At 32.9% G+C, this 23,133-nt stretch carries 23 protein-coding genes; 5 read left to right on the top strand and 18 right to left on the bottom strand.

The features are described from left to right. Positions 1-83 precede the first annotated feature (83 nt). Together QLQ94_RS01300 and QLQ94_RS01295 are read right to left on the bottom strand one after the other, a co-directional pair. Complete coding sequence (locus QLQ94_RS01300) at positions 84-428, bottom strand: antibiotic biosynthesis monooxygenase family protein (protein WP_271337413.1); 345 nt, start codon at positions 426-428, stop codon at positions 84-86. Positions 429-438: 10 nt separating this feature from the next. Beyond that, on the bottom strand, positions 439-1,587 hold the full coding sequence (locus QLQ94_RS01295) for a cytochrome P450 (RefSeq protein ID WP_271337414.1): 1,149 nt from the start codon (positions 1,585-1,587) through the stop codon (positions 439-441). A 74-nt stretch (positions 1,588-1,661) separates the two neighbouring features. Between QLQ94_RS01295 and QLQ94_RS01290 the strand changes: the two genes are divergently transcribed. Then, complete coding sequence (locus QLQ94_RS01290) at positions 1,662-2,342, top strand: ArsR/SmtB family transcription factor (protein ID WP_271337415.1); 681 nt, start codon at positions 1,662-1,664, stop codon at positions 2,340-2,342. A gap of 156 nt (positions 2,343-2,498) precedes the next feature. Here the strand turns inward: QLQ94_RS01290 and QLQ94_RS01285 are convergent, their stop codons facing one another. The 3 genes from QLQ94_RS01285 to QLQ94_RS01275 all read right to left on the bottom strand — a co-directional run bounded on the left by QLQ94_RS01285 (position 2,499) and on the right by QLQ94_RS01275 (position 5,627). After that, positions 2,499-3,371, bottom strand: coding sequence for an alpha/beta fold hydrolase (locus QLQ94_RS01285; protein WP_271337416.1), 873 nt, complete (start codon positions 3,369-3,371; stop codon positions 2,499-2,501). Between the two features lie 378 nt (positions 3,372-3,749). Continuing rightward, positions 3,750-4,529: a zinc ribbon domain-containing protein gene (locus QLQ94_RS01280; RefSeq protein ID WP_271337417.1), complete on the bottom strand. Its 780-nt coding sequence runs from the start codon at positions 4,527-4,529 to the stop codon at positions 3,750-3,752. A gap of 3 nt (positions 4,530-4,532) precedes the next feature. Further along, positions 4,533-5,627, bottom strand: a complete 1,095-nt coding sequence (locus QLQ94_RS01275) for a Nif3-like dinuclear metal center hexameric protein (RefSeq protein ID WP_271337418.1) — start codon at positions 5,625-5,627, stop codon at positions 4,533-4,535. Between the two features lie 168 nt (positions 5,628-5,795). On the opposite strand from QLQ94_RS01275, the gene QLQ94_RS01270 reads away from it, so the two are divergent. Both QLQ94_RS01270 and lpxK read left to right on the top strand, forming a co-directional pair. After that, positions 5,796-6,620, top strand: coding sequence for a KilA-N domain-containing protein (locus QLQ94_RS01270; RefSeq protein WP_349769756.1), 825 nt, complete (start codon positions 5,796-5,798; stop codon positions 6,618-6,620). 44 nt (positions 6,621-6,664) lie between these two features. Then, positions 6,665-7,690, top strand: a complete 1,026-nt coding sequence (lpxK, locus tag QLQ94_RS01265; RefSeq protein ID WP_271337419.1) for a tetraacyldisaccharide 4'-kinase — start codon at positions 6,665-6,667, stop codon at positions 7,688-7,690. Between the two features lie 3 nt (positions 7,691-7,693). Here lpxK and QLQ94_RS01260 read toward each other — a convergent pair whose 3' ends face one another. The 3 genes from QLQ94_RS01260 to lipA form a co-directional block, all read right to left on the bottom strand. Continuing rightward, complete coding sequence (locus QLQ94_RS01260; protein WP_271337420.1) at positions 7,694-9,865, bottom strand: tetratricopeptide repeat-containing hybrid sensor histidine kinase/response regulator; 2,172 nt, start codon at positions 9,863-9,865, stop codon at positions 7,694-7,696. Between the two features lie 28 nt (positions 9,866-9,893). Then, positions 9,894-10,892 (bottom strand): type I glyceraldehyde-3-phosphate dehydrogenase, encoded by a 999-nt coding sequence (gene gap, locus QLQ94_RS01255; RefSeq protein ID WP_271337421.1) that lies wholly within the window; start codon positions 10,890-10,892, stop codon positions 9,894-9,896. Positions 10,893-10,983: 91 nt separating this feature from the next. Continuing rightward, positions 10,984-11,850 carry a lipoyl synthase gene (gene lipA / locus QLQ94_RS01250; RefSeq protein ID WP_271337422.1) on the bottom strand — a complete coding sequence of 289 codons (867 nt, stop codon included), beginning with the start codon at positions 11,848-11,850 and terminating at the stop codon, positions 10,984-10,986. A 268-nt stretch (positions 11,851-12,118) separates the two neighbouring features. Here lipA and QLQ94_RS01245 point away from each other — a divergent pair, with 268 nt between their 5' ends. Beyond that, positions 12,119-12,988: a M48 family metalloprotease gene (locus QLQ94_RS01245; RefSeq protein WP_427402755.1), complete on the top strand. Its 870-nt coding sequence runs from the start codon at positions 12,119-12,121 to the stop codon at positions 12,986-12,988. A 209-nt stretch (positions 12,989-13,197) separates the two neighbouring features. After that, positions 13,198-14,079, top strand: a complete 882-nt coding sequence (locus QLQ94_RS01240; RefSeq protein WP_271337424.1) for a M48 family metalloprotease — start codon at positions 13,198-13,200, stop codon at positions 14,077-14,079. A gap of 67 nt (positions 14,080-14,146) precedes the next feature. Here the strand turns inward: QLQ94_RS01240 and QLQ94_RS01235 are convergent, their stop codons facing one another. The 10 genes from QLQ94_RS01235 to recF form a co-directional block, all read right to left on the bottom strand. After that, positions 14,147-14,527 (bottom strand): PH domain-containing protein, encoded by a 381-nt coding sequence (locus tag QLQ94_RS01235; protein WP_271337425.1) that lies wholly within the window; start codon positions 14,525-14,527, stop codon positions 14,147-14,149. Positions 14,528-14,825: 298 nt separating this feature from the next. Continuing rightward, positions 14,826-15,647: an energy transducer TonB gene (locus QLQ94_RS01230; RefSeq protein WP_271337426.1), complete on the bottom strand. Its 822-nt coding sequence runs from the start codon at positions 15,645-15,647 to the stop codon at positions 14,826-14,828. 156 nt (positions 15,648-15,803) lie between these two features. Further along, positions 15,804-16,355, bottom strand: coding sequence for an RNA polymerase sigma factor (locus tag QLQ94_RS01225; protein WP_271337427.1), 552 nt, complete (start codon positions 16,353-16,355; stop codon positions 15,804-15,806). Further along, a complete protein-coding gene (locus QLQ94_RS01220) occupies positions 16,346-17,452 on the bottom strand; it encodes a glycosyltransferase (RefSeq protein WP_482498898.1) in 1,107 nt (368 codons plus the stop codon). Before QLQ94_RS01220 ends, QLQ94_RS01225 begins: the two co-directional genes overlap by 10 nt. An 83-nt stretch (positions 17,453-17,535) precedes the next feature. Continuing rightward, complete coding sequence (locus QLQ94_RS01215) at positions 17,536-18,150, bottom strand: FMN-binding negative transcriptional regulator (protein ID WP_482498897.1); 615 nt, start codon at positions 18,148-18,150, stop codon at positions 17,536-17,538. Between the two features lie 2 nt (positions 18,151-18,152). Continuing rightward, positions 18,153-18,620 (bottom strand): GNAT family N-acetyltransferase, encoded by a 468-nt coding sequence (locus QLQ94_RS01210; protein ID WP_482498895.1) that lies wholly within the window; start codon positions 18,618-18,620, stop codon positions 18,153-18,155. Positions 18,621-18,766: 146 nt separating this feature from the next. Beyond that, on the bottom strand, positions 18,767-19,780 hold the full coding sequence (murB, locus tag QLQ94_RS01205) for a UDP-N-acetylmuramate dehydrogenase (RefSeq protein WP_482498893.1): 1,014 nt from the start codon (positions 19,778-19,780) through the stop codon (positions 18,767-18,769). Between the two features lie 252 nt (positions 19,781-20,032). After that, complete coding sequence (locus tag QLQ94_RS01200) at positions 20,033-20,710, bottom strand: DUF2461 domain-containing protein (protein ID WP_482498892.1); 678 nt, start codon at positions 20,708-20,710, stop codon at positions 20,033-20,035. Between the two features lie 10 nt (positions 20,711-20,720). After that, positions 20,721-21,419 (bottom strand): thioredoxin domain-containing protein, encoded by a 699-nt coding sequence (locus QLQ94_RS01195; protein WP_482498890.1) that lies wholly within the window; start codon positions 21,417-21,419, stop codon positions 20,721-20,723. Between the two features lie 515 nt (positions 21,420-21,934). Beyond that, complete coding sequence (gene recF, locus QLQ94_RS01190; RefSeq protein WP_271337434.1) at positions 21,935-23,017, bottom strand: DNA replication/repair protein RecF; 1,083 nt, start codon at positions 23,015-23,017, stop codon at positions 21,935-21,937. Positions 23,018-23,133 lie beyond the last annotated feature (116 nt).

Raw genomic sequence — 23,133 nt, 5'->3', positions numbered from 1 at the left:
CAAGTACTTCACTAAAAAAAAACTTAGCAACTTAGCAACTCAGAACCTCAGAAGCTAGAAAAAACCTTTATCCCTTTGAACCTTTATTCATGATAAGAAGAGCTGTCTTCCGGGGTTTCTTTCCGCTCAAACATTCCATAATCGCGAACAACTGTTGCGATTCTTAAATGATAATCTTTAAAAACTTCATTTTTTCCTTTTGCTTGTGCGTGACGGTGCATTTCCAGATTTCGCCATTGCTGGATACTTTCTTCATCTTTCCAGAACGACAATGACAAAACTTTTTCAGGATCACTAAAACTCTGAAAACGTTCTATCGAAATAAAACCTTCGATATGGTCTAATTCTGGTCGCAGGCTTGCAGCAATATTCAGATATTCTTCTTTTTTTCCTTCGTTAGGTATGACTTCAAAAATTACTGCTATCATATTATATTTTTTATTTTATCGAAATCCAGATAGTTTTAGGCAATCGGGTATTAATCAAGGGTTCATATTCTATATTATTCTCTAAAAGTGTAATTATTTTATGTTCATTAAATAAAAACCATAAAACTTCAGTTGCGAGGTTAATCGAAAAATGTTTGGCTAAGCACATATGACCACCAATCCCAAAAGTCAAATTCTCATTATTATTAAAACGTTCGATATCGAAATTGGATTCATTTTCGAATTTTTGCAAATCGCGATTGGCTGCAGCAAGAACTACCATTATTTTTTCGCCTTTTTTAATTGTTGTTTTTCCCAAAGTTATATCAGCATTTGCAATTCGTCTCGTATTATGAATTGGCGGATCAAAACGCAAAGTCTCTATAACTGATTTTTGTATTGTGGCTTTGTTCGAAAAAGTTTTGTGTTTGATAATTTGTAATAACGAATTACTCAAAATTCCGCGACCTGCATCATAACTCTGAATCAATAGACCTATTAAATTACTAATAGTTATTTTTTTAATTTCGTCAAGCGGAAGAACTTCTAATTCTGATATTTTGTTTAATAAAGGTTTATAGAAATCGAATAACAAAAGTTGTTTTTCGACAATAGAAAATATTCTCTCAGAAACTTGATTGATCAATTTTACTTCTTCTTTACTTTTATTCGGAAGCATTATTTTAACCAAAATTTCAATTTTATCTAAAATAAAAGCACAATCATTTGCTGTAAAACCAAAACTTTTTAAAACAACCAAAAGCGGTAATTTTTTGCAAACCGAATTTACCCAATCAACTTCATTTTCGATTAAATCATCTTTTATCAATTTATAAAGGATTGTATTGATGTCGACAGATTTTAAGTTCGAAAATAGCAAATTGGCAATTTCACGATTTATGGTATGTTGAATTTCATTAGACAATCTAGCCAAATTGTTCAAAATATCCAAAGCATGTTCGTTTAGCTTCTGTTCGTTATTTAGGTTTATAACGGGAATTAGAGCATCTGGATTTTTTAGAATTTCAATACAAGATTCATAGGAGTAAATTACCCAGATTTTGTTTTCTTCATCCCAGTATATTGGGTTTTTGCCCAACATCAATTGATAGATTGAATAAGGATCTTGCACATCAGACTGAAAGAATAAAGTAGTCATGTAGATTGTTTTTAGCAAAGTTATTTAACTTTACAAAAGAATACTTCATTCTATATTTAACTATGAAAGCCTAAATGGAAGATCAATTTATAAAAGCAGCAGGATTAATAGGAGACGCAACTCGCGCAGCAATAATGTGGACTCTATTAGACGGAAGAGCTTTTACAGCCACTGAACTTTCGATTGCTGCAAATACATCTCCGCAAAACATCAGCATGCATTTGGCCAAACTTCTTGAAGCAAATTTGCTTTGTGTAGAGAAACAAGGCCGTCATAAATATTATAGATTTTCAAGTAGAGAAGTGGCTTACGTTGTTGAGGCAATGGCGAACCTAATTCCCAAGCCTGAGATTTTTTCGCAAAAGAAAAACGAAAATTATCCTCCCGTAAAATATTGCAGGACTTGTTATGATCATTTGGCAGGAAAAATTGGTGTTGCTTTAGCCGACAGTTTATTAAAACAAAAAATAATAATCGAAAATGGTAATACTTTCGAAATTAGTACTGAAGGAGAAAAATGGTTTTCTGATTTTGGAATTAATTTAGAAGAAGCCCAAAAGCAAAAACGAATATTCTTAAAACCTTGCCTGGACTGGAGCGAAAGACGATATCATATTTCGGGCTCTATAGGAACTTTGTTATTGAATAAAATGCTGGAGCAGGACTGGATCAGAAGAACGGCCAATTCAAGAGCAATAATAATTACAGGAAAAGGAGAAAAAGAAATGTTGAAGTCTTTTAAAATAGTTGTTTAGATTTTTAAGCACAATCTTGTCATCCTGAGCGAAGTCGAAGGAATATCCAGAAAGTCGTCAATCTTTGTCGAGCTGCTTTCCTTCGACTTCGCTCAGGATGACAAAGAAAAGTAGATTTCTAAGAGAAAAAACTTAGTGCCTTAGCGACTTAGTGGCTCAGAACCTCAAAACATCAGAACCTTCCGAAAACAAAAACTCAATCACTTTATCATACAATTCATCATCGTGCATTCCGTGACCTAGACCTTTGGTTTCAATAAACTGACTATTTTTCCAATTGCTGGCAATTTTTTCACCTTCTGCAAAAGCTACAATTTTATCTGAGGTATCATGTGCGATTAGCCCCGCAACATTAAATTCAGATGCAAATTTTTGTCCGGAAAAATCGTCCAGCTTAAAATTGAAATGCGTTAAAAATCGACTTTCTAAAAGAGAATATACTTTAGTATTTAAACTCAGCATCGAAACGTAATTATTGATCAGCGTTTTTAAATCTGATGGAGCGCCAAGAATCACCATTTTATTAATGCTGGTGTTTGGGAATAAATATTGATGATAAACACAGGCTGCACCGCCAATAGAGTGACCAATAATTATTGTAGGCTGATATTTTTCAACCGCTTTATTGATAAATTCAGCATATAGCGGAACATTAAATTCTTTACCACTGCTTTGTCCGTGAGCCGGAGCATCAATAGCAATAATAGTGCTTCCTGATTTTTGAAGATGCGGTAAGGTTTTTTTCCAGCGGGCGGCATTACTTTCCCACCCGTGAACAAGCAGAATTTTAGTTTCATTGCCTTTCCAGATATAAGTCTGAAAATGATGTTCGTTATGATGAAACGTTTCAGTTTCGGTATTTTTTAATATTTTGGGTAAACTTTCTTTTTGTAATCTTCCAATTCTGGGTTGGCTGAAAAGTGCGTAAGAAAGTTCAACAGCTTTTTGCGGACGAACATAACTTAGAAAGTTAATATATGATCCAACCGATTTTAATGTAATGAAACGGATTCCTTTTTTAATTCCCAAAACTTAAATTTTTTATAAAGGTAAAAATATGATTTTAAACTTACTGAAAAAAAGTTTTGCCACAGATTAAAAAGATTAGCACAGATTGAAAATCCTATTAATCTTTTAATTGATCAATTCTAACACCTATGGAAAGAGAAAAAAAATTATCGCAGAGAACGCTAAGTTTTTTTATTCTTAGCTTTATAAAAAGGGAAAGTTCGCAAAGCTTTGTATTGATTTAGCTTTGCGAACTTTGTGCTTTCAAAAGCATTCTTAGATAAAAATCTTTGTGTTTTTTGCGGTAAAATTCTCCACAACATTTAGCGTTGATCTTAATCTGTGACAAAAAAAATTAAGTACAAAAAAAAATCCCGATTTAATCGGGATTTTAAATATTTAGAATTTCGAGAACAATTGTTCCATTTTTTCTTTTTCTTCTTCAGCTAATGCGCTGTCAACTAAAATTCTTCCAGAGTGCTCATCAGTAATGATCTTCTTTCTAGAAGCAATCTCTACCTGAGTTTGTGGGGGAATAGTGAAGAATGATCCTGCAGATGCTCCTCTTTCGATAGATACAACAGCTAAACCATTACGAACACTAGTTCTGATTCTAGTATAAGCAGCTAATAGTCTTTCTTCAATTTGACCTGAAAACTCAGCTGATTTCTCAGATAAGAAGATTTCTTCTTTTTGAGTTTCAGCCATGATAGCGTCAAGTTCAGATTTTTTATGTTTTAAGTGCGAACTTTTAGCGTCAAGTTTTTCTTTTAGATTAGAAGTAACTTCTTTCTTATGCTCGATAGAAGCTTTCATTTCTTTGATTTGCTTTTCAGCCAATTGAATTTCTAATTCCTGAAATTCAACCTCTTTAGTCAAAGAATTAAATTCTCTGTTATTACGAACTGATTCTTGTTGTTTTGTGTATTTTTTGATAACCTCTTTATGCTCATCAATCGCATTTTTCTTCGATTTGATAAGATCTTCAATAACCTCAAGTTCACTTTTCAGTTTCTCTGAACGCGTGCTTAAACCTGCAACTTCATCTTCAAGATCTTCCACTTCTAAAGGAAGTTCACCTCTCACGTTTCTGATTTCGTCAATTCTAGAGTCAATAAGCTGTAAATCGTATATTGCTCTTAACTTGTCCTCAACACTTAATTCTTTCGTATTCGCCATATTCTATAAGTACTTAACTGGATTTGTATTTTCTTCTGATAAAATGATGGCAAAATTAAGGATTTTTTTTCGAAGATAATCAACAATATAGTTTTTTGTATAGCGTTCGCTCTCAAAATGACCAATATCGGCTAAAAGTAGTCGGTTTTCTGCTTCGTAAAATTGATGATATTTTAAATCGGCTGTCAAAAAAGCATCGGCTCCGGACATGATTGCATTTTTTATCGCAAAACTTCCTGATCCGCCCAAAACAGCAACTTTCTTTATTTTTTTGCCTAAAAACGAAGAATGACGAATTCCATCGGCAATCATTTTATCTTTAACAAAATGTAAAAAATCTTTTTCATCCATTTCAGTTTCAAATTCCCCAATCATTCCCAAGCCAATATTCTGATGTGAATTCTCAAGATTATAAACTTCATAAGCGACTTCTTCATAAATATGATTGGCAAAAAGTGCTTTTAGAATTTTTGATTGCAAGTGTTTTTCGAAAACAACCTCAATCTTTATTTCGGTTCCGGTATGTAGTTTCCCTCGTTCTCCAATTACAGGATTACTGTCTTCATTTCCCTGAAAAGTAAAAAAACCTTCGGTGTTAAAACTGCAATTGTCGTAATTTCCAATTGTTCCTGCGCCAGCCTGAAACATGGCATTTCTAACTTTTTCTGAATTGTCAGCAGTAGTATAAGTTACTAATTTTTGAATGAAATTTTGTTTCGGAATCAAAACCTTAGTATTGGTTAAGCCCAAAGCATCACAAAATATCTTGTTCACGCCTGCTGAATGATTGTCTAACGCCGTATGAACAGCATAAATAGCGATGTCGTTTTTAATGGCTTTCAAAATCGCACGCTCTACATAATTTTTACCAGTTATTTTTTTAATTCCGGAGAATAAAATAGGGTGGAAGCAAACTACCAGATTGCAGTTTTTAGTAATGGCTTCGTCGATTACGGTTTCCAAAGCATCATGACAAACTAAAACTCCCGTACTTTCAGTTTCGCTATTGCCAACTAATAGTCCAACATTGTCAAAATCTTCGGCGTATGCCAAAGGTGCCATTTCCTCAAGAATTACTAATATTTCTTTGATTTTCATTATTGCTTTTTGTTTCAGGTTTCAAGTTTAAATTGTGGTTTAAAAACTTTGAACAAATTAACGAAAAATATTATACTTTCGTAAAATGAATATGCTTCGTGAGTTTTTTCTTGTTTTTGTGTTGTAGAAATATTGGAGGTATTGTTTTTTAAAATAGAAATATAATTTATGGCAAAATTGAATAAAATGGAGGTGAATGGTAATTCAATTTCATTGCTCTCGAACTTAGAGCAAGATTATATTTGTATAACTGATATTGCACGTTATAAAGATCCTGATCATATAGATGATATTATAAAAAATTGGCTGCGAAACAGAAACACGATTGAACTTTTAGGCTTTTGGGAAGTTTTAAATAATCCTGATTTTAACCCCGTCGAATTCGACGGGTTTAAAAAACAAGCTGGTTTAAATAGTTTTACTATGACTGCTAAAAAATGGATCGAAGCAACTAATGCCATCGGTATAATATCAAAAGCGGGAAGATATGGAGGAACTTATGCACATAAAGATATCGCATTCGAATTTGCTTCTTGGATTTCCATTGAGTTTAAACTCTATATTATTAAAGAGTTTCAGCGTTTAAAAGAGGATGAGAATAAAACTAAAAATTTAGATTGGAATTTACAAAGGACAATTTCTAAAATTAATTACAAAATACATACTGATGCAATAAAGGAAAATTTAATTCCGGTAATCTTAGCAGGAAATCAAAAGAATTTTATTTATGCAGATGAAGCTGATACGTTAAATCTTGCGCTATTTGGAAGAACTGCAAAACAATGGCGCATTGAAAATCCAAATCAAAAAGGTAATATCAGGGATATTGCATCAATAGAGCAATTAGTTGTATTGTCAAATCTTGAGAGTATTAATGCTATGTTGATACAACAAGAAATAGACCAAGCTGATAGATTATTTAAATTGAATGAAATTGCTATTATTCAAATGAAATCGCTTATAAATAATAAAACATTTGATAAATTGAAGTAACTAATAATTTTGTCGCAGAAAATTAAATATTATACTTTCGTAAAATGAACTTACTTCGAAAAATACTTTTCCCTTTCGCCGTTTTATACGGATTCATTACAAGCATTCGTAATTTTCTTTTTGATAAAGGAATTTTAAAATCAACTTCATTTGATATTCCGGTTATTGCAGTCGGAAATTTAAGCGTTGGCGGAACTGGAAAAACGCCTCAAATAGAATATCTTATTCGGTTATTATCTAATCGTTATAAAGTAGCAACTTTAAGTCGTGGTTATAAACGAAAATCGGAAGGTTTTGTTTTAGCCAGTGCAAGTTCAAATGCTGAGATTTTAGGAGACGAGCCTTTTCAGTTTTATCAAAAATTCCCAAATATTCAGGTTGCAGTCGATGCTAATCGAACAAACGGAATTACACAGTTGCTTTCTCAGAATGAAAAACCGCAAGTTGTTTTATTAGATGACGCTTATCAACACCGAAAAGTAAAAGCAGGATTTTATATTTTGTTAAGTTCTTATGGTGACTTGTATGCAGATGATTTTATGCTGCCAACAGGAAATCTTCGTGAAAGCAGAAGCGGTGCCAATCGTGCAAATATTGTGATTGTAACTAAATGTCCAAAGGATTTATCAGATGAAGAACAAGAACAAATTCGCCTGAAATTAAAACTTATCTGCTCACAGCAAATCTATTTTACTTTTATAGATTATGATGATTTTATATGTAATAGCAAAGAGGAAAAAATCGCTGTGAATGAAATTAAAAATGAATCGAAATTGCTTTTGGCAGGGATTGCAAAACCAACGCCGTTTTTTGATTATTTAAAAAATGAAAATGACGAATGCCTGACTTTTCCGGATCACCACCATTTTTCTGATTCAGATTTAGAAGCAATCCTAAATAAAGCACAAGGTAAAAAGATTATTACAACAGAGAAAGATTATGTACGTTTAAAGGATTCTAAACTTATTTCGCAATTGTATTATTTGCCAATAAAAAGTACGTTTATCAATTACCAGCAAAATTTTGATGCAACAATTTTGGAGTATGTCAAAGTTAAATTAGGATCTTAGGACCTAATCAAAAAATTTCGCAATGGTACTGTAAAATTCCTCCGGAACAAATGGTTTTGTAATCACATCGTTCATTCCATAAGATAAAAGCATATCTCTGTTTTCGTCAAGCGAAATAGCTGTTAACGCAATAATTGGAGTTGTTTTATCGAATTCCCTGATTAATTTTGTAGCAGTGGTTCCATTAATTCCAGGTAAATGAACATCCATTAAAATCATATCAAAGCGTTTTATTTTTAAAAGCTCAACAGCATCTTCTCCATTATCTATGATTTCGCAGGAAATTGCCTTGTTTTCAAGCATCTTTCGAGTAATCATTTGATTGATTTTATTGTCTTCAATCAATAAAATTGATTTATTCTTTAGTTGATTGTCATTGTATGGTTTTTTTTCTTCCACTGCTTCAAGAGGTTCTTTGTTAATTTTAAAATCTAATTTAAAGGTAAAAGTAGATCCTTTACCAACTTCGCTTTTTAGTTTTATTTCTCCACCTAAAAGTTCAATTAATTTTTTTACAATTGTAAGTCCTAAGCCTGTTCCGCCATATTTTCGGTTTACTTCTATTGACCCTTGAGAAAAGCTTTCAAAAACAGTTTGCAGTTTATCTTCCGGGATGCCAATTCCTGTGTCTACGATTTCAAAATAAACTGTCGCCTGCTCTTCAGTTATTCCATATAGTTTTGCAATCACATTTACGTTTCCGTTTTGTGTAAATTTTAAGGCGTTATTGATTAAATTAAGGATGATCTGCGATATTTTAGTAGGGTCTCCAATTAAATTATCCGGAATTGCTTCGTCGATTTCAAGGTTAAAATAATTTTTATTGGCCGTAGCAAGTTCCTTTAAAGAACTTTGAATGTTGAATAATAACTCTTTTAAGTTAAAGGTAATGTTCTCTATTTCTACTTTAGTGGAGTCAATTTTATTGATTTCAAGAATCTCGTTAATGAAAGTAGTAAGATAGTTTCCTGAGAATTTTAAAGATTCTAAGTATTTTAATTGTGTTTTCTTGGGATTGTCTTCCAGTAATAAATGAGTAATTCCGTTAATAGCGTTTAATGGAGTTCGAAGTTCATGACTTACAGTAGAGAGAAACTCTGATCTGGCTTTTGATGCTTTTTCGGCTTTATTTTTGGCTAAAATAAGTTCTTTGTTCTTTTCTCTTAGAAGTAAATTATTTTGATTTCGAATAATATTATTTTTATACAATGCCAGGCTCAAAAGCGATAAAATTGAAATAAGGGCAATAGCAAGAATGCTTACCAACTTAGAGTATCGATAGGTTTTTAATTGAATTTTCTCTTCGCTTTCTCTTTTAATTGTATTGTTTAAAGATTGATTTTTTTTAAATTTTTCAAATTCATTTAGATCTAGCTTGGCATTCTTTAATTTCAGGATGTAATTTTCGATCTGATAATGTTCGTCCAGATAAGAGTAGGCGAGATCAAAATTTTTATTTTGCTTGTAATACTTACTTATTGCTAATATAATTTTTGATTTTTGCTTTAAGTCATTGCTTTTTTCGTTGTAGTCTAAAGCATTGTCAAAATAAATGATGGCAGAATCATTTCGCTTAAGCTGAGTTTCAATTAACCCAAGTTGGTAGTAAGAATTAGTTTTTGTTTTTAAAATCGCAGGATTATCCGGCTTTTTTGTTATTTCACGAAAGGTGTAGGCAGCAAGAGGTAAATTTTTATTTGTTTTTAAAGCCACTGCTTTCTGGTATTTAAGAACTTCAGCCTGATCAACGATTTTTAACTGTTTCAAAAGATCATCTGCTTTCTTGTAGTAAATCTCAGCAGTTTTATAATCGCCTTTAGCGGTATTCGTTACGCCTATATAATGCAATGCTAAAACTTTGGTGCAAGTTGGCTTTAAGGTTTCAAACAAAGAAACACTTTTGTGAAAGTTTTTTAATGCCTCATCATACTTTTGTTTGTTGTAATAGATTTTACCAAGCTTGAAGGTTTGATTGGCCAAGCTTTCGGATTTTTGGTTTGCTTCGCAAAAGTTGATTGATTTTTTAGTGTAAAATACTGCCTGATCGTATTTTTTATTGTTAAGATTACTTTTTACCAGCTTATTGTAATAGATAACACTATCCGTATTCTTTTTAGTTTGAGAATACAAAAATGAATTTAAAAAACAAAAAAGAATAAAATAGTGGTATTTCATGTATTGCAGCGCTTTTACAATGAATTTTTTATGTTTTTCTTATAAGTAAAATCAAATCGATTAATCTTGATGAATAGCCAATTTCGTTGTCATACCAACCCACAACTTTTACCATTTTATCAATAACGGAAGTTAATTGTGCATCAAATAAACACGAATGTGTATTGCCAATTACATCAACAGAAACAATAGGATCTTCTGTATAATCTAATATTCCTTTTAAATTTGTTTTTGAGGCTTTTTGAAATGCTTTGTTTATTTCTTCAATTGTAACAGCACGTTTTACATTAAACGTGATATCTGTCAGTGAACCATCAGGAACAGGAACGCGAATTCCGCAACCCCCGATTTTTTCATGCAATTTAGGAAAAATTTTTGTTAATGCCTTAGCTGCGCCTGTAGTTGTTGGAACAATTGACTGACTTGCGCCTCTGGCACGTCGCAAGTCCTTATGTGGCTGGTCGTGAAGGCTTTGGTCAGTAGTGTAAGAATGTATCGTTGTGATGTATGCTTGCTCAATTCCGCACAATTCGTCGATGATTTTTATCATCGGAGCAGCATTATTTGTCGTGCAACTTGCATTGGAAACTATATCTTCGCTGCCATCCAGAATATTTTCGTTAACGCCTAAAACTACCGTTTTAATACTATCAACTTCTGATGGCGCCGAGAGGATTACTTTTTTTGCTCCGGCTTCAATATGCGCGTTAAGTTCTTCGTGCGTTTTATATTTTCCTGTAGATTCTATAACAAAATCTATATTATGGCTTTTCCAGTCTAATTTTGAAATGCTTTTTTCGTGAAAAAACAGATAATGCTGCTCATTCACAATTATTCCTTTCTCGTCATGACTTACGATAAAGGGCAGGACACCATGGATGCTATCGTATTTTATCAAATGCGCCATGGTTTTGTTATCGGCGATGTCGTTGATGGCAACAACTTCAATGTCAGGATGGTTTAAAAGTAAACGGAATAAATTTCTCCCAATTCTTCCAAAACCATTAATAGCAATTCTTGTTTTCAAGTGCTTTATTTATTTGTTTAAATTGTTCAATCGTTTGTTTGTTTAATCGCATTGGCGGCTAAACAAACAAACGATTGAACGAATAACTTTTTTATAAAATATGTTTTTGTGCTTTGTATGAAGAACGAACCAATGGTCCGCTTTCGACATGACGGAACCCTAACTCAAGACCAAATTTTTCATATATAGCAAATTGATCAGGCGTTATGAACTCTTTTACAGGTAAATGTTTTTTACTTGGCTGCAGGTATTGGCCAATAGTAACAACATCAACATTTGCATTGCGTAAATCTGTCATAGTCTGAAAAACTTCCTCTTCAGTTTCGCCAAGTCCTAACATGATTCCCGATTTTGTTCTATTGATTCCCTTTTCTTTCAGGTAACGCAACACTTCTAAGCTACGATCATATTTAGCCTGAATACGTACTTCACGAGTTAAACGGCGAACCGTCTCTACATTGTGTGACACTACTTCAGGATTCGCTTCTATAATTCGGTCAAGATTTCTTTCTATTCCTTGAAAATCAGGGATTAAGGTTTCAAGAGTAGTATTAGGATTCATTCTTCGGATTGCCTTTACAGTTTCAATCCAGATAATAGATCCGCCATCCTTCAAATCATCTCTGTCAACACTTGTAATTACAGCGTGTTTAATGTTCATGATTTTTATAGAACGTGCTACTTTTTCAGGTTCATCCCAATCTACCGTTTCAGGTCTTCCGGTTTTTACACCGCAAAATCCGCATGAACGCGTACAAACATTTCCTAAAATCATAAAAGTCGCCGTTCCTTCGCCCCAGCACTCACCCATATTTGGGCAACTTCCTGAGGTACAAATAGTGTTTAGGCTATATTTATCGACTAAACCACGCAGTTCAGTATATTTTTGTCCAATAGGTAATTTAACCTTTAACCATTTAGGTTTTCCGGTTGGTATATTTTCAATGACTGTTTCCATATATCAAAATTCAAAGTACAAAGATACGGAATGTAGTTTATTTGGAGATGCTAATTTAATTTTCGTTTCTTTTAATCTTATTTTTTAAAATTATGAAGTTGAAATATTAATTATTTAAATTTATATACGCTATATGGTTTGTTTTCTTATTCTTTTTTAAGATTTAGACATTTTAATTTCTGTCTTATTCTGTTATAAATTTATCGTCTTAAGGCAATTAAAAATTTATTGCGTAGTATTTTTGCTGTTAATTTTAAGTTTAAGAAATATGAGAAAAAGATTTATTGTATTGGGGATTTTATTGACAGTTTTTAGTTTTAGTGAAATGAATGCGCAAAAACTTTCATATAAAACTATGGGAGCTTTAGGCAAAGGTGTTTCAGGGTTTACTTTTAGCGATGCAGATGCTGCAGCTTTGGCTAAGGAATCGGTTGCTGAATTGGATGCAAACAACCCTGTCGCCGGACCTGAGGATGGTTATTCAATTCGATTAAATCGTTTATTTGGAAAACATATTTCTAGTGAAGGGGTTAATTTAAATTATAAAGTTTACGTAGTAAAAGACATCAATGCTTTTGCTTGTGCAGATGGAAGTGTGCGTGTATTTGCAGGTTTAATGAATATTATGGATGATAACGAATTACTTGCAGTTATTGGACATGAAATTGGGCATGTAGTCAATCACGATACCAGAGATGCTATTAAAGCAGCTTACAAAAAAGAGGCTTTATTAGATGCTGCTTCGTCACAATCAGGAAATATAGAGACTCTAACAGGATCTCAATTAGGAAAAATAGGAAGCGCAATGATCGACAGCAAGCACAGTAGAAAACAAGAGTCGCAAGCTGATACGTTTTCGTATGATTTTATGAAAAAAAATGGTTATGATGTGAATGCAGTGGAATCAGCTTTTAGGATTCTTCAAAATTTAAGTGAAGGAGCTGAATCTTCTTTTATGACTAAAATGATGAGCTCACATCCAGATTCTGGTAAAAGAGCAGATGATGCTAAAAAAAGAGCAACAAAAGAGGGTTTGTATAAAGCTTATGTACAGCAGAAAATTGATAATACTGCACCTGTAAAAGCGAAAACAGCAACAAAAACAACCGCTAAAAAAGCAACCGCAAAAAAGAAGTAATTTTTAAATAAAGTAAAAAAAACGGCAGATTCTCCAAAGAATTTGTCGTTTTTTTTTGTTGTACTGGCAAGTGCTATTAATAATAGTTACATATCGTTATACAGCTCATTTAAAATTTATACCTTTATTTGTTAAAAAACAGATTTAATTGAAATAGAAATACACTAACATTGTAATACATTTGTTGTTAAATTGTAATAATATAAAACATGAAAAAGAAATTTATTGTATTGGGAGTTTTGTTTGCCACTTTTGGTTTTACTAAAATGAATGCGCAGATTAATTTTGGAGATAAAGCTATTGGAGCTGTTCAGAAGGGTGTAACCGGTTTTACATTTAGTAATGCTGATGCGGCAGCATTGTCTAAAGCTGCAGTGGATAAAATGGATGCTGAGCACGAAGTTGCAGCAGCAACAGATCCTTATGCTATAAGATTAAACAGGGTATTTGGAAAATATACTGCTGGTGACGGATATACTTTAAATTATAAAGTTTATAAATTAAAAGAAGTAAATGCTTTTGCAACTGCAGACGGAAGTGTACGTGTATATTCAGGGTTAATGGATATCATGGATGATAATGAGTTACTTGCAGTAATTGGTCACGAAATTGGTCACGTTGCTAATAATGATTCGAGAGATGCTATAAAAGCGGCTTATAAAAAAGAAGCTTTAATGGATGCGGCGGCTTCACAATCTACAAAGTTAGCTGCAGTTACAGATAGTCAATTAGGGAAAATAGGAAGTTCTATTATTGATAGTAAATTTAGCCGTAAACAAGAAGCTGAGGCAGATTTGTATTCGTATAATTTTCTAAAAAAGAATGGTTATGATGTGAATGCCGAAGAATCTGCTTTCCGAATTTTGGCTAAGATGAGTGAAGGAACCGAAGCATCATTTATTGATCAGATGATGAGCTCGCACCCGGATTCAAAACAAAGAGCTGAAGATGCTAAGAAAAGAGCTGAGAAAGACGGTTTGTATAAGCCTTATGTACAGCAAAAAATTGTAAATACTGCGCCGGTTGCGACTAAAGCTACAACAACTAAAAAAGCGACGGCTACGAAAAAAACAACTGCTAAGAAGAAATAATAATTTCTGTTAGAAAAATAAATTCCGATGAGTTTCTTAGAAATTCATCGGAATTTTTATTTTAAGATTAACCTAAAACGTGAAAAGCCAATACTTTTTGTACGTCGTACACATTTACAGATTTGTTGAATTGCTTAACAATACTAGGATGTAATTCGCTGGAAACCCAAATTTTCAATTCGGCATCAAGATCAAAAGTTCCGGCAGTTTCCACACTAAAACGAGTAATGCTTTTGTATGCAATTGATTTGTACTCGGTTTTACTGCCTGTGATTCCTTGTACGTCAACCAGAATTAATCTTTTGTTAGTAAAGATAAAGGTATCGCGGATTAGTTTAAAACCCATTTCGATTTCTTCATTATCCGTTAAAAGTTGTCCGTATTTTTTAAGTAAATCGTCCTGACTTACTGAACCAGCGTTGCCTAGAATAGCTGAAAATATTCCCATGTTTGAGTTTTTAGTTTAATAGCTTTTATTTCCCTTTTTAAGGTGTTGCAAAAGTAATTAAAATAAAAAATAATATCGATTTTCTAAAGCATTAAGAGATAAAAAGATTAAGAGTTTCCTTTCTGAAAAACAAATTAAGAGAAGTCGCAAAGTTTTCTTTTTTTAAGTTTTAAAGTTTGCTCTTTTGCATGAAATTAATTGACTAGATCAAAAAAGCTTTCTGATTTTCTTAATCTCTTATTCATTGCAGTTAAGGCATAAAAAAAGCAGAACCTAAATTCTGCTTTTTTAATATTTATTATTGTGCTTCCGTTTTTATTGTAATCGGAAGGTTGTATGCAGTTCTAACCGGTTTCCCGTCTAATACTCCCGGAATCCATTTTGTTTTTAATGATTTTAGTACTCTTATTGCTTCTTTTCCAAGTCCGTAACCAGGATCATTTTTTACCATAATATCAGTGATAGAACCATCTCTTTCGATTACGAATGAAACGTATACTTTTAATGTTCTGTCGGCATCAAGTTCTGGTCTGTTAAAATTGTTTCCTACATAAGTATAAAACTTTGCCATTCCTCCTGGGAATTCAGGCATTTTGTCTAAAAGTGCTGGAATTAAAGGTTCATTTGTTGAAGGTGTAACAGCTTCACCGCCAGTTCCGCCAGTAGATGGTATTGCATTAGTAACAGGTCCTGTTCCTGCTCCTGGATTTTCTACTACGGCGACATTGTTTGTGTTAGTCGCAATTTCAGGAGCTGCCTGATCTACCGCAGCAACAATAGGATGTGACAACTGAACACCAACTACAGGAGCTGCAGGAGTACTTTGTTGTGGGGGAGCAATTGGCTCTGTTTGTTGTGGCTGAACAATAGTTCGGTCGATAATAACAGGTGTCATTGGATCTGTAAAAACAGTTGGTACCTCTACGGGAACTACCGTCCTAAATTTGTTGATTAAAATTGATACACTTCCCAAAGCTGCTAATAATAGCAAACCCATAAATAGAGCAGTAATGGTGGTTTTTGAATTCTCCTGGCGTAATTGATACGCGCCGTACTCCTGATTTTTGTTTTCGAAAACAAGATTGGTCCAGCTTGCTTCGTAGATACTTGATTTAGACATAGTTTATGGATTTTAAGGTTAAGTAACATTTAAATCATACGCAGTAAGGTTTTGGGTTTAGCTAACAACAGGATTGTTGTAGTTTTAAGGTGTGGATAATTTATCTTTTTAAGAATAAATCGAATAATATTTTATTCTTTAACTAAAGATAATAAATTATCTATTACGTTCGATAATTTCTGCTAATAATTTTTTAGCCCTAAGTAGTTTTACTTTTACATTGCTCAAAGGTTCATCGATTTTAAGTGCGATTTCCTGATACGTCATTTCCTGAAAATAACGCAGCTGAATTACTTCCTGATAATGTGGTTTTAGTTCTTTGATGCATTGCAGTAAGCGTGAAAGATTTTGCTCTTTAATCAAGGCATCTTCTGCAGATGGAGTAGGGTCGGCAATGTTGTAAGCCTGCTGATCTTCAGAATCAGTAATTTCTATAAAAAGATTGGTTTTCTTTTTACGTAATAAATCAATATATACGTTTTTTGCAATAGCAATTAACCAGGTGTTGAATTGGAATTCAGGGTTGTAAGATGCTATTTTATCAAAAGCTTTTGAGAAAGTTTCAATGGTAATATCTTCGGCAGTAGTTTCATTTTCGGTACGCTTTAACATAAAGCCATACACTTCATTCCAGAAATAATCTAATAAAAAAGTAAAGGCAATTTGATCGCCTTTTTTTGCTTTTTCTATTTTAGAATTTATTTCCAATATACAGGTTTTGAAAAGATATTAGTTATAAAGATATTAATTTGCGTGAATATAAGCGCTATCTCTACAATAGGAAACCAAATTTTAAGATCATTTTCTTTTAATTTTCCTGCAGAACACCCAATTACAGTCCAGACAACTGTATAGCGTGTTGCTAAAATTGCCAGTACAGCAATCCATTGAAATTGGAATGCCAGTAAAAGGATTACTAATATGAAGAAAAATAATTGTGAAATAAAGAATAAACCTAATTGTATCTTATCGAATGATTTATAATATTGTGTAGTAGAAACACGTCTTCTTTTTTGCGTAAACCATTCTTTGTAGGTTTCTTTTGGTTTAGAGTACGTGAAACTTTCCGGTGTATATGATATTGTCGTATTGTTTTTGTTTGCAGCCTGATTGATAAACAAATCATCGTCGCCCGAGCGAATCTGGATATGTTCAATAAATCCGTTTACATTGAAAAACTCTTCTTTTTTGTATGCCAAATTTCGTCCAACTCCCATGTACGGAAATCCTAGTTTTGTCCACGAGAAATATTGTACAGCTGTTAAAACAGTTTCAAAACGAATAATTTTATTCAATAAAGAACGCTCTATTTTCTCGTAGCCACTATATCCCAGAACAATTGTTTTATTCATTGTAAATTGAGAAGTCATTGATGTGATCCATTCTTTTGATGTTGGATAGCAATTTGCGTCTGTAAATAGTAGATAGTCTTTTTTTGATGCTTTGATTCCTAGTGTTAAAGCATATTTTTTATTACCCCAGAAAGCCTCATTGTTTTTTACTTTTACCAAACGAATGTTTGGGTATTGTTGTTCAAATTGCTCAAAAACCTCTAATGTTTCGTCGCTTGAAGCATCATCAATCAGGACAATTTCAAAATCAGGATAATTTTGTTCTGCTAATATTGGAATATATTTTTTTACATTTTCTTCTTCGTTTTTTGCACAAACTATTACTGATACCGGAATTCTCTTTGGAGTAATATTTTGAGGTTTGCTAAAAGCAAACTTTCCAAAAACACCTAGATAATAAGAAAGTTGTACGACAACAATAGCAATAAAAAAGTAAAAAATGAATGTAAGCATCTGATTTTAATGTCTTTTAATTTTTGAATCTTGCGAGTGCAAATGTACTTATGAAATCCTAAATTTCAATGGATAAAGCTGATTTACTTTTGGCATTTCATCATTTCTTTCGCAACAGCAATAGCCTGAGGGTTTTCGGTTTTTTCTAATTCCGAAATAATGTTTTTGTAATTATTTTCGTCCCGGTTTTGCGATAGTTTTTTAGTAGCCTGAATTTCATCAATTTCAATTTCAAAGCCAAAAATCCCTCTGGCTTCGCGCATCGTTTTTGTAGACAAATCTTCGACGCGAACAGGGTTTGCTGAACTGGCCTCGTACTTATCAACTAATTTTTTAAGTTGTTCAATTGAAGTGGCTTCATCAACAATTTTTATTCGCCCATAAACGTGTACGGCTATGTAATTCCAGGTTGGTACATTTTCGTGATCGTACCAGGAAGATGAAATATAACTATGCGGACCAGTAAATACTGCCAATATCTGATCGTTTTCTGCAAAACCTTCTGCTTGTGGATTCAGTTTTGAAAGATGCCCTTGCAGAATTTCTTTTCCGTCTGCATTAACTTCTAGTTCTATTGGAATATGCGTTGCACATAATTTTCCGTGAGTTTGATTGATCAGGATTCCAAAACTGTTTTCTTTCAAAAAAGTTCTGATTGATTCCGGGTCTTCGTCTTTGTATATTTTTGGAGTATACATTTTTATGAATTTTGATTTAAAGATTTTCCCAGACAAATAGCCTCTGGTCGATCTGTATATTTTCCGTAATTCGGAATTACTTTATAACCTTGTTTTTGATAAAATTCAATAGCATTCCCATTTTTTACCCGTGTTTCTAAAACCAAATCTGTATAATCCAGTGTTATGGCTTTGTCTTCTAAAAAGGTTAAAATCGTTTGTCCAATTTTCTTTTCCGGGTATTTCGAATACATTCTTTTTACTTCTCCGGTATTTTGATCGATTGGTCTAATAGCACCGCAACCCACAATCTCATTCTCAATTTCGGCTATAACAAATACGAATTTTGAATTGTCGTTTTGCCAATCCTGAAAAGAATTCTTTCCGTCACTTCCAAAACGAAGATAAAGATTTTCGGACAATTCTTCTGTAATTGCCAGAACTTTTTCATCATCAGGATTTGCGATTTTTATAGAGGGAGTTTCGATCATTACGCTTAAAAAAAAATAATTGTTCTCGGGTTTTGATACATCGGGTTCCGAAACTTCGAGAGAGGTGTTTTAGTGTTTTAAAAGGCTTCAACTCTGCTCAGTCTGACAATAGCGGTAATTAGTAAAAATTAGTAAAATTTGTATTTTTAAATCACATTCACTTCAGCTTCAATATGAATTCCGAATTTTTCGAAAACAGTTTTTTGAACCTCTCTCGAAACTGCCAGAATTTCTTGCCCTGTTGCGTTTCCGTAATTTACTAAAACCAAAGCCTGATTTTTATGAACTCCAGCATCACCAAAACGTTTTCCTTTAAAACCGGCTTGTTCAATTAGCCAGCCCGCGGGAACTTTTACTTCAGTTTCGGACACGTCGTAGTATTTCATTTCCGGAAACTTCTGATGGATTTTTTCGAAATTAGATTTCAAGAGAATCGGATTTTTAAAGAAACTTCCGCTATTTCCCAATTCTTTAGGATCCGGTAATTTACTTTGTCTGATTGAGATTACAGCATTACTAACGTCCTTCAACGTTGGATTTGTAATATTGTTTTTAGCCAATTCAGCTGAAATGTCTCCGTATGAAATATTGATTTTGTGATTGCGTTTCGTTAGTTTGTACACTACCGATGTAATGATATATTGATCTTTTGCTTCATTTTTGAAGATGCTTTCTCTGTATCCAAAGTTACATTCAGCATTTATAAAAGTTTTTATTTTCTGAGTTTCAATATTCATGGCTTCGCAGGAAACAAAAGTGTCTTTGATCTCCGTTCCGTAAGCTCCAATGTTCTGAACCGGAGTTGTGCCGACATTGCCTGGAATTAAAGACATGTTTTCTAAACCGCCAAAATTGTTGTCAATTGTCCACAGTACAAATTCGTGCCAGGTTTCGCCGGCCTGACTTTCGACCCAGACAAAATCATCGTCTTCTTTAATGATTTTTTTTCCTTTTAAGTCAATATGTATTACCAATGCCTCAATGTCTTTCGTTAATAACATATTGCTTCCGCCTCCTAAAATGAATTTTTTCTCGCTTTTGTATTCTTCTAAAATGGTTTTTAATTCATTAACTGAATGAACGGCAACAAATTGTTTGGCTTTTGCTTCGATGCCAAAAGTATTATGTTTTTTTAAAGAAAAATTGGATTGGATTTCCATAAATAAAAGGCTTTTTGAATCCCAAAATGTCGGGATAATTCTGAGGTCAAAAGTAACGATTATAATTTATTTGAGTAGGTTTTCCGGAAAATAACAATTAATAAAAAGATTGAAAATAAGTGTCAAAATGAGAGAGTGGCTTTTTGTGAAAAAAAAGCCTTATTAAAAAGTTGCAATTATAATGTTTGTCTCTTTCGTCGTGAATTTGCTTTGCCTTTTCGTTATCGCTCGGGTTTTGGCGAAACAAGCATGCTAAAATTCATCAGTGTCTAAAGCTCGATTAATAAACTCGTTCAAAGGTTTTAAAGCGATGAGTTTTTTGCTCATTTTAGCAACAAAGTCTTTTTGGGTCACTTCAGAAATATCATATTTTTGAGTAGCTGTGAAACTTTTTAGTTTTAAGAACTCAATTGCAGGATGATCTTTTTCATAGCCTCTTGGCGGGTTTTTAAGTGAATTGGTTTCGTTTACATCTAAACTTCCAAATTCTTTCTTGAAGTTTTTACCCGCAATAATAGCTTCCAGGTCATCGTGAAAAAAAGCAATTTCTTTTCGGACTTTTTTCAAATCATCAGATTCGGGAGAGTAAAATCCGCCAGCAATAAAACTGGCGCCTTTTTCTATATGTACATAATATCCTGAACGGTTTAGACCTTTGGTTCCTCCCGACATCCAAACGCCTAAATGTGCTTTATATGGCGATTTGTCCTTAGAGAATCGAATATCGCGATTGATTCTGAAGGTACAGTTTTTAACTTCTAATAATTCTAATGATGGATCAAGGGGTTTCATTACATCCAGAAAATCACTTACTAATTGCTGGTAGTTTTTCTTGAAAATCTCGTATCGTTTTTTATTGTCCTGAAACCAATCTCTATTGTTGTTCTTTTTTAAATCGTCTAAAAATTGCAATGATTCTTTCGTTAGCATATTCTTTGTGTTATTGCAGTTGTTTTTTTAAGTCTTTTTCGCTGATAAAGCCTGTGTTTTTCCATTGTACAGCCTTATTGTTGTATAAAAGAATCGTTGGGAGCTGGTCAATCTTCATTTGAGTAGCTAATGTTTTGTTCTTGTCAACATCAATACGAATGATAACTACTTTATCGCTCATTTCTTTTTGCATTTTCAAAAGATAGGGTTCCATTTGTTTGCAAGGCCCGCACCATTCTGCGTAAAAATCAATTAAAACTTTTTTATCTGTATTTAGTAAATCATTAAAATTATTCATTGTCATTCCAACTTGTCCGGTCGAAGGTTTGCCAAATCCTTCTTCATTCCAATTCAGGAAGCCGCCTTCTAATTCATAGACAGTACTAAAGCCTAATTCTTTTAGTTTTGTGGCTGCTTTTTTGCTTCTTCCTCCGCTTAGGCAATAAACAAAAACTGGTTTAGATTTGTCAAAAGATTCTGCTTTTGCAGCAAAATCATCGCTATTCCAATTTACATTTTTAGCATTATCGATATGGTCGGATTCAAATTCATCAGGAGTTCGAACGTCCAGGATTTGAGGATTTTCGGTGGTTTTAATCTTTTCTGCAAATTCTTTTGGATGAAGTGGTTCAAAAGAATTGGTTTTCTTTTCATTACAGGAAATTAGTAGAACTGAAACTATTAGTAATAAGATTTTTGGGAATTTCATTAGGCTTAATTTTAAAAATAATAATGCTAAAGTAATGATTTTTCAATTTTTAAATCTTAACAGAAAGTGAAATAAAAAAGTTTGCCACGAATTTCACGAATGAGCACGAATTTTTAAATAGGACATCGTGTTTTGCTTTGATTAATTTTTGTGTCAAAGTTCTTTATCATAAAAGGCTGAAAAAAGTTTGCTGCGAATTTCACGAATGAGAATTTTAAAATAGTGCATCGTGTTTTGCTTTGATGAGTTTTTATGTCAAAGTTCTGTATAGTAAAAGGCTGAAAAAAGTTTGCCACGAATTTCACGAATGAGCGCGAATTTTAAAATAGTACAGCGTGTTTTGCTTTGATTTATTTATGTCAAAGTTCTGTATCATAAAAGGCCGAAAAAAAGTTCGCCACGAATCTCGCGAATGAGCACGAATTAACTAGTTTGAAATTGAATTTTACGAATTTTTATTTTTTGATAATGGCTGGCTAATGAAAATATTTTTCAAGTTTGAAGATGAAAAAAAACTACCCTAAATTGAAGATTTTATAACTCTGATGTGTCGATTTTACAATCGCTTCGGTTCGTTCCGGATGCGTGTCAGAAATAAAAAGCTGACCAAAAGTTTCACTGTTTACCATTTCGATAATTTTAGAAACACGGGTTTCGTCCAGTTTATCAAAAATATCATCAAATAATAAAAGAGGTTTTACACCGCTTTGTTTTTTCAAAAACTCAAATTGAGCCAATTTCAAGGCAATCAAAAAAGATTTTTGCTGACCTTGTGATCCGAATTTTTTTATTGGATGTGCGTCAATCTCAAAAGATAAATCGTCTTTATGGATTCCAACGCTTGTATAATGCAATGCACGATCTTTGCCGATATTTTCCTGTAAAAGTGTTAGTAAGTCTTTCTCGTACAGATGACTTTCATAAACTAATTGCACCGTTTCTTCAGATCCGGTTATCGTTTTATGGTGTTCATTAAATATAGGTATAAAATGTTCGAGAAAGTCTTTTCTCTTTTCAAAAATCGATTGTCCAAAACTATTTAGTTGCTCATTATATATAGATATGGTGTCATTGTCGAAAGTATGGTTCAGGGCAAAATACTTTAGTAAAGCATTTCGTTGTACGATTACTTTTTGATATTGTATAAGCTGATGCAAATAGGTAGAGTCTAATTGCGAGATTACACTGTCCATGAATTTACGGCGTGTTTCGCTTCCTTCTACAATTAAATCACGATCTGCGGGTGAAATAATTACTAACGGAATAAATCCAATATGGTCTGAGAACTTATCGTAGGCTTTTCCGTTTCTTTTTAGAATCTTCTTTTGTCCCTTTTTTAAACTGCAGACAATTTGTTCTGTTCTGTCATTTTTTTCTAATTCGGCATCAATTACAAAAAACTCTTCTCCATGTTTGATATTTTGAACTGCTAACGGATTAAAATAACTTTTTCCGTAAGCTAAATGATAAATTGCATCAAGCACATTGGTTTTTCCAATGCCGTTTTTACCCACAAAACAATTGATTTTGAGGTCGAAGTCAAAACTGGCTTCAGAGAAATTTTTATAATTGAATAAAGAAATTTTGTTTAAATGCATTTTTCAGGGACTGTAATGATAAAATTTGATGTTCCGGTATGTAACTTTTCTCGTTAGATTGTGTTTTTATGTCGCAGATTGAATGATTTTAAAAGGGTTTCTTGTAAAATATATCT

The organism is Flavobacterium sp. B114r, assembly GCF_056824125.1.
This window is presented reverse-complemented; position numbering and strand designations above follow the sequence as displayed.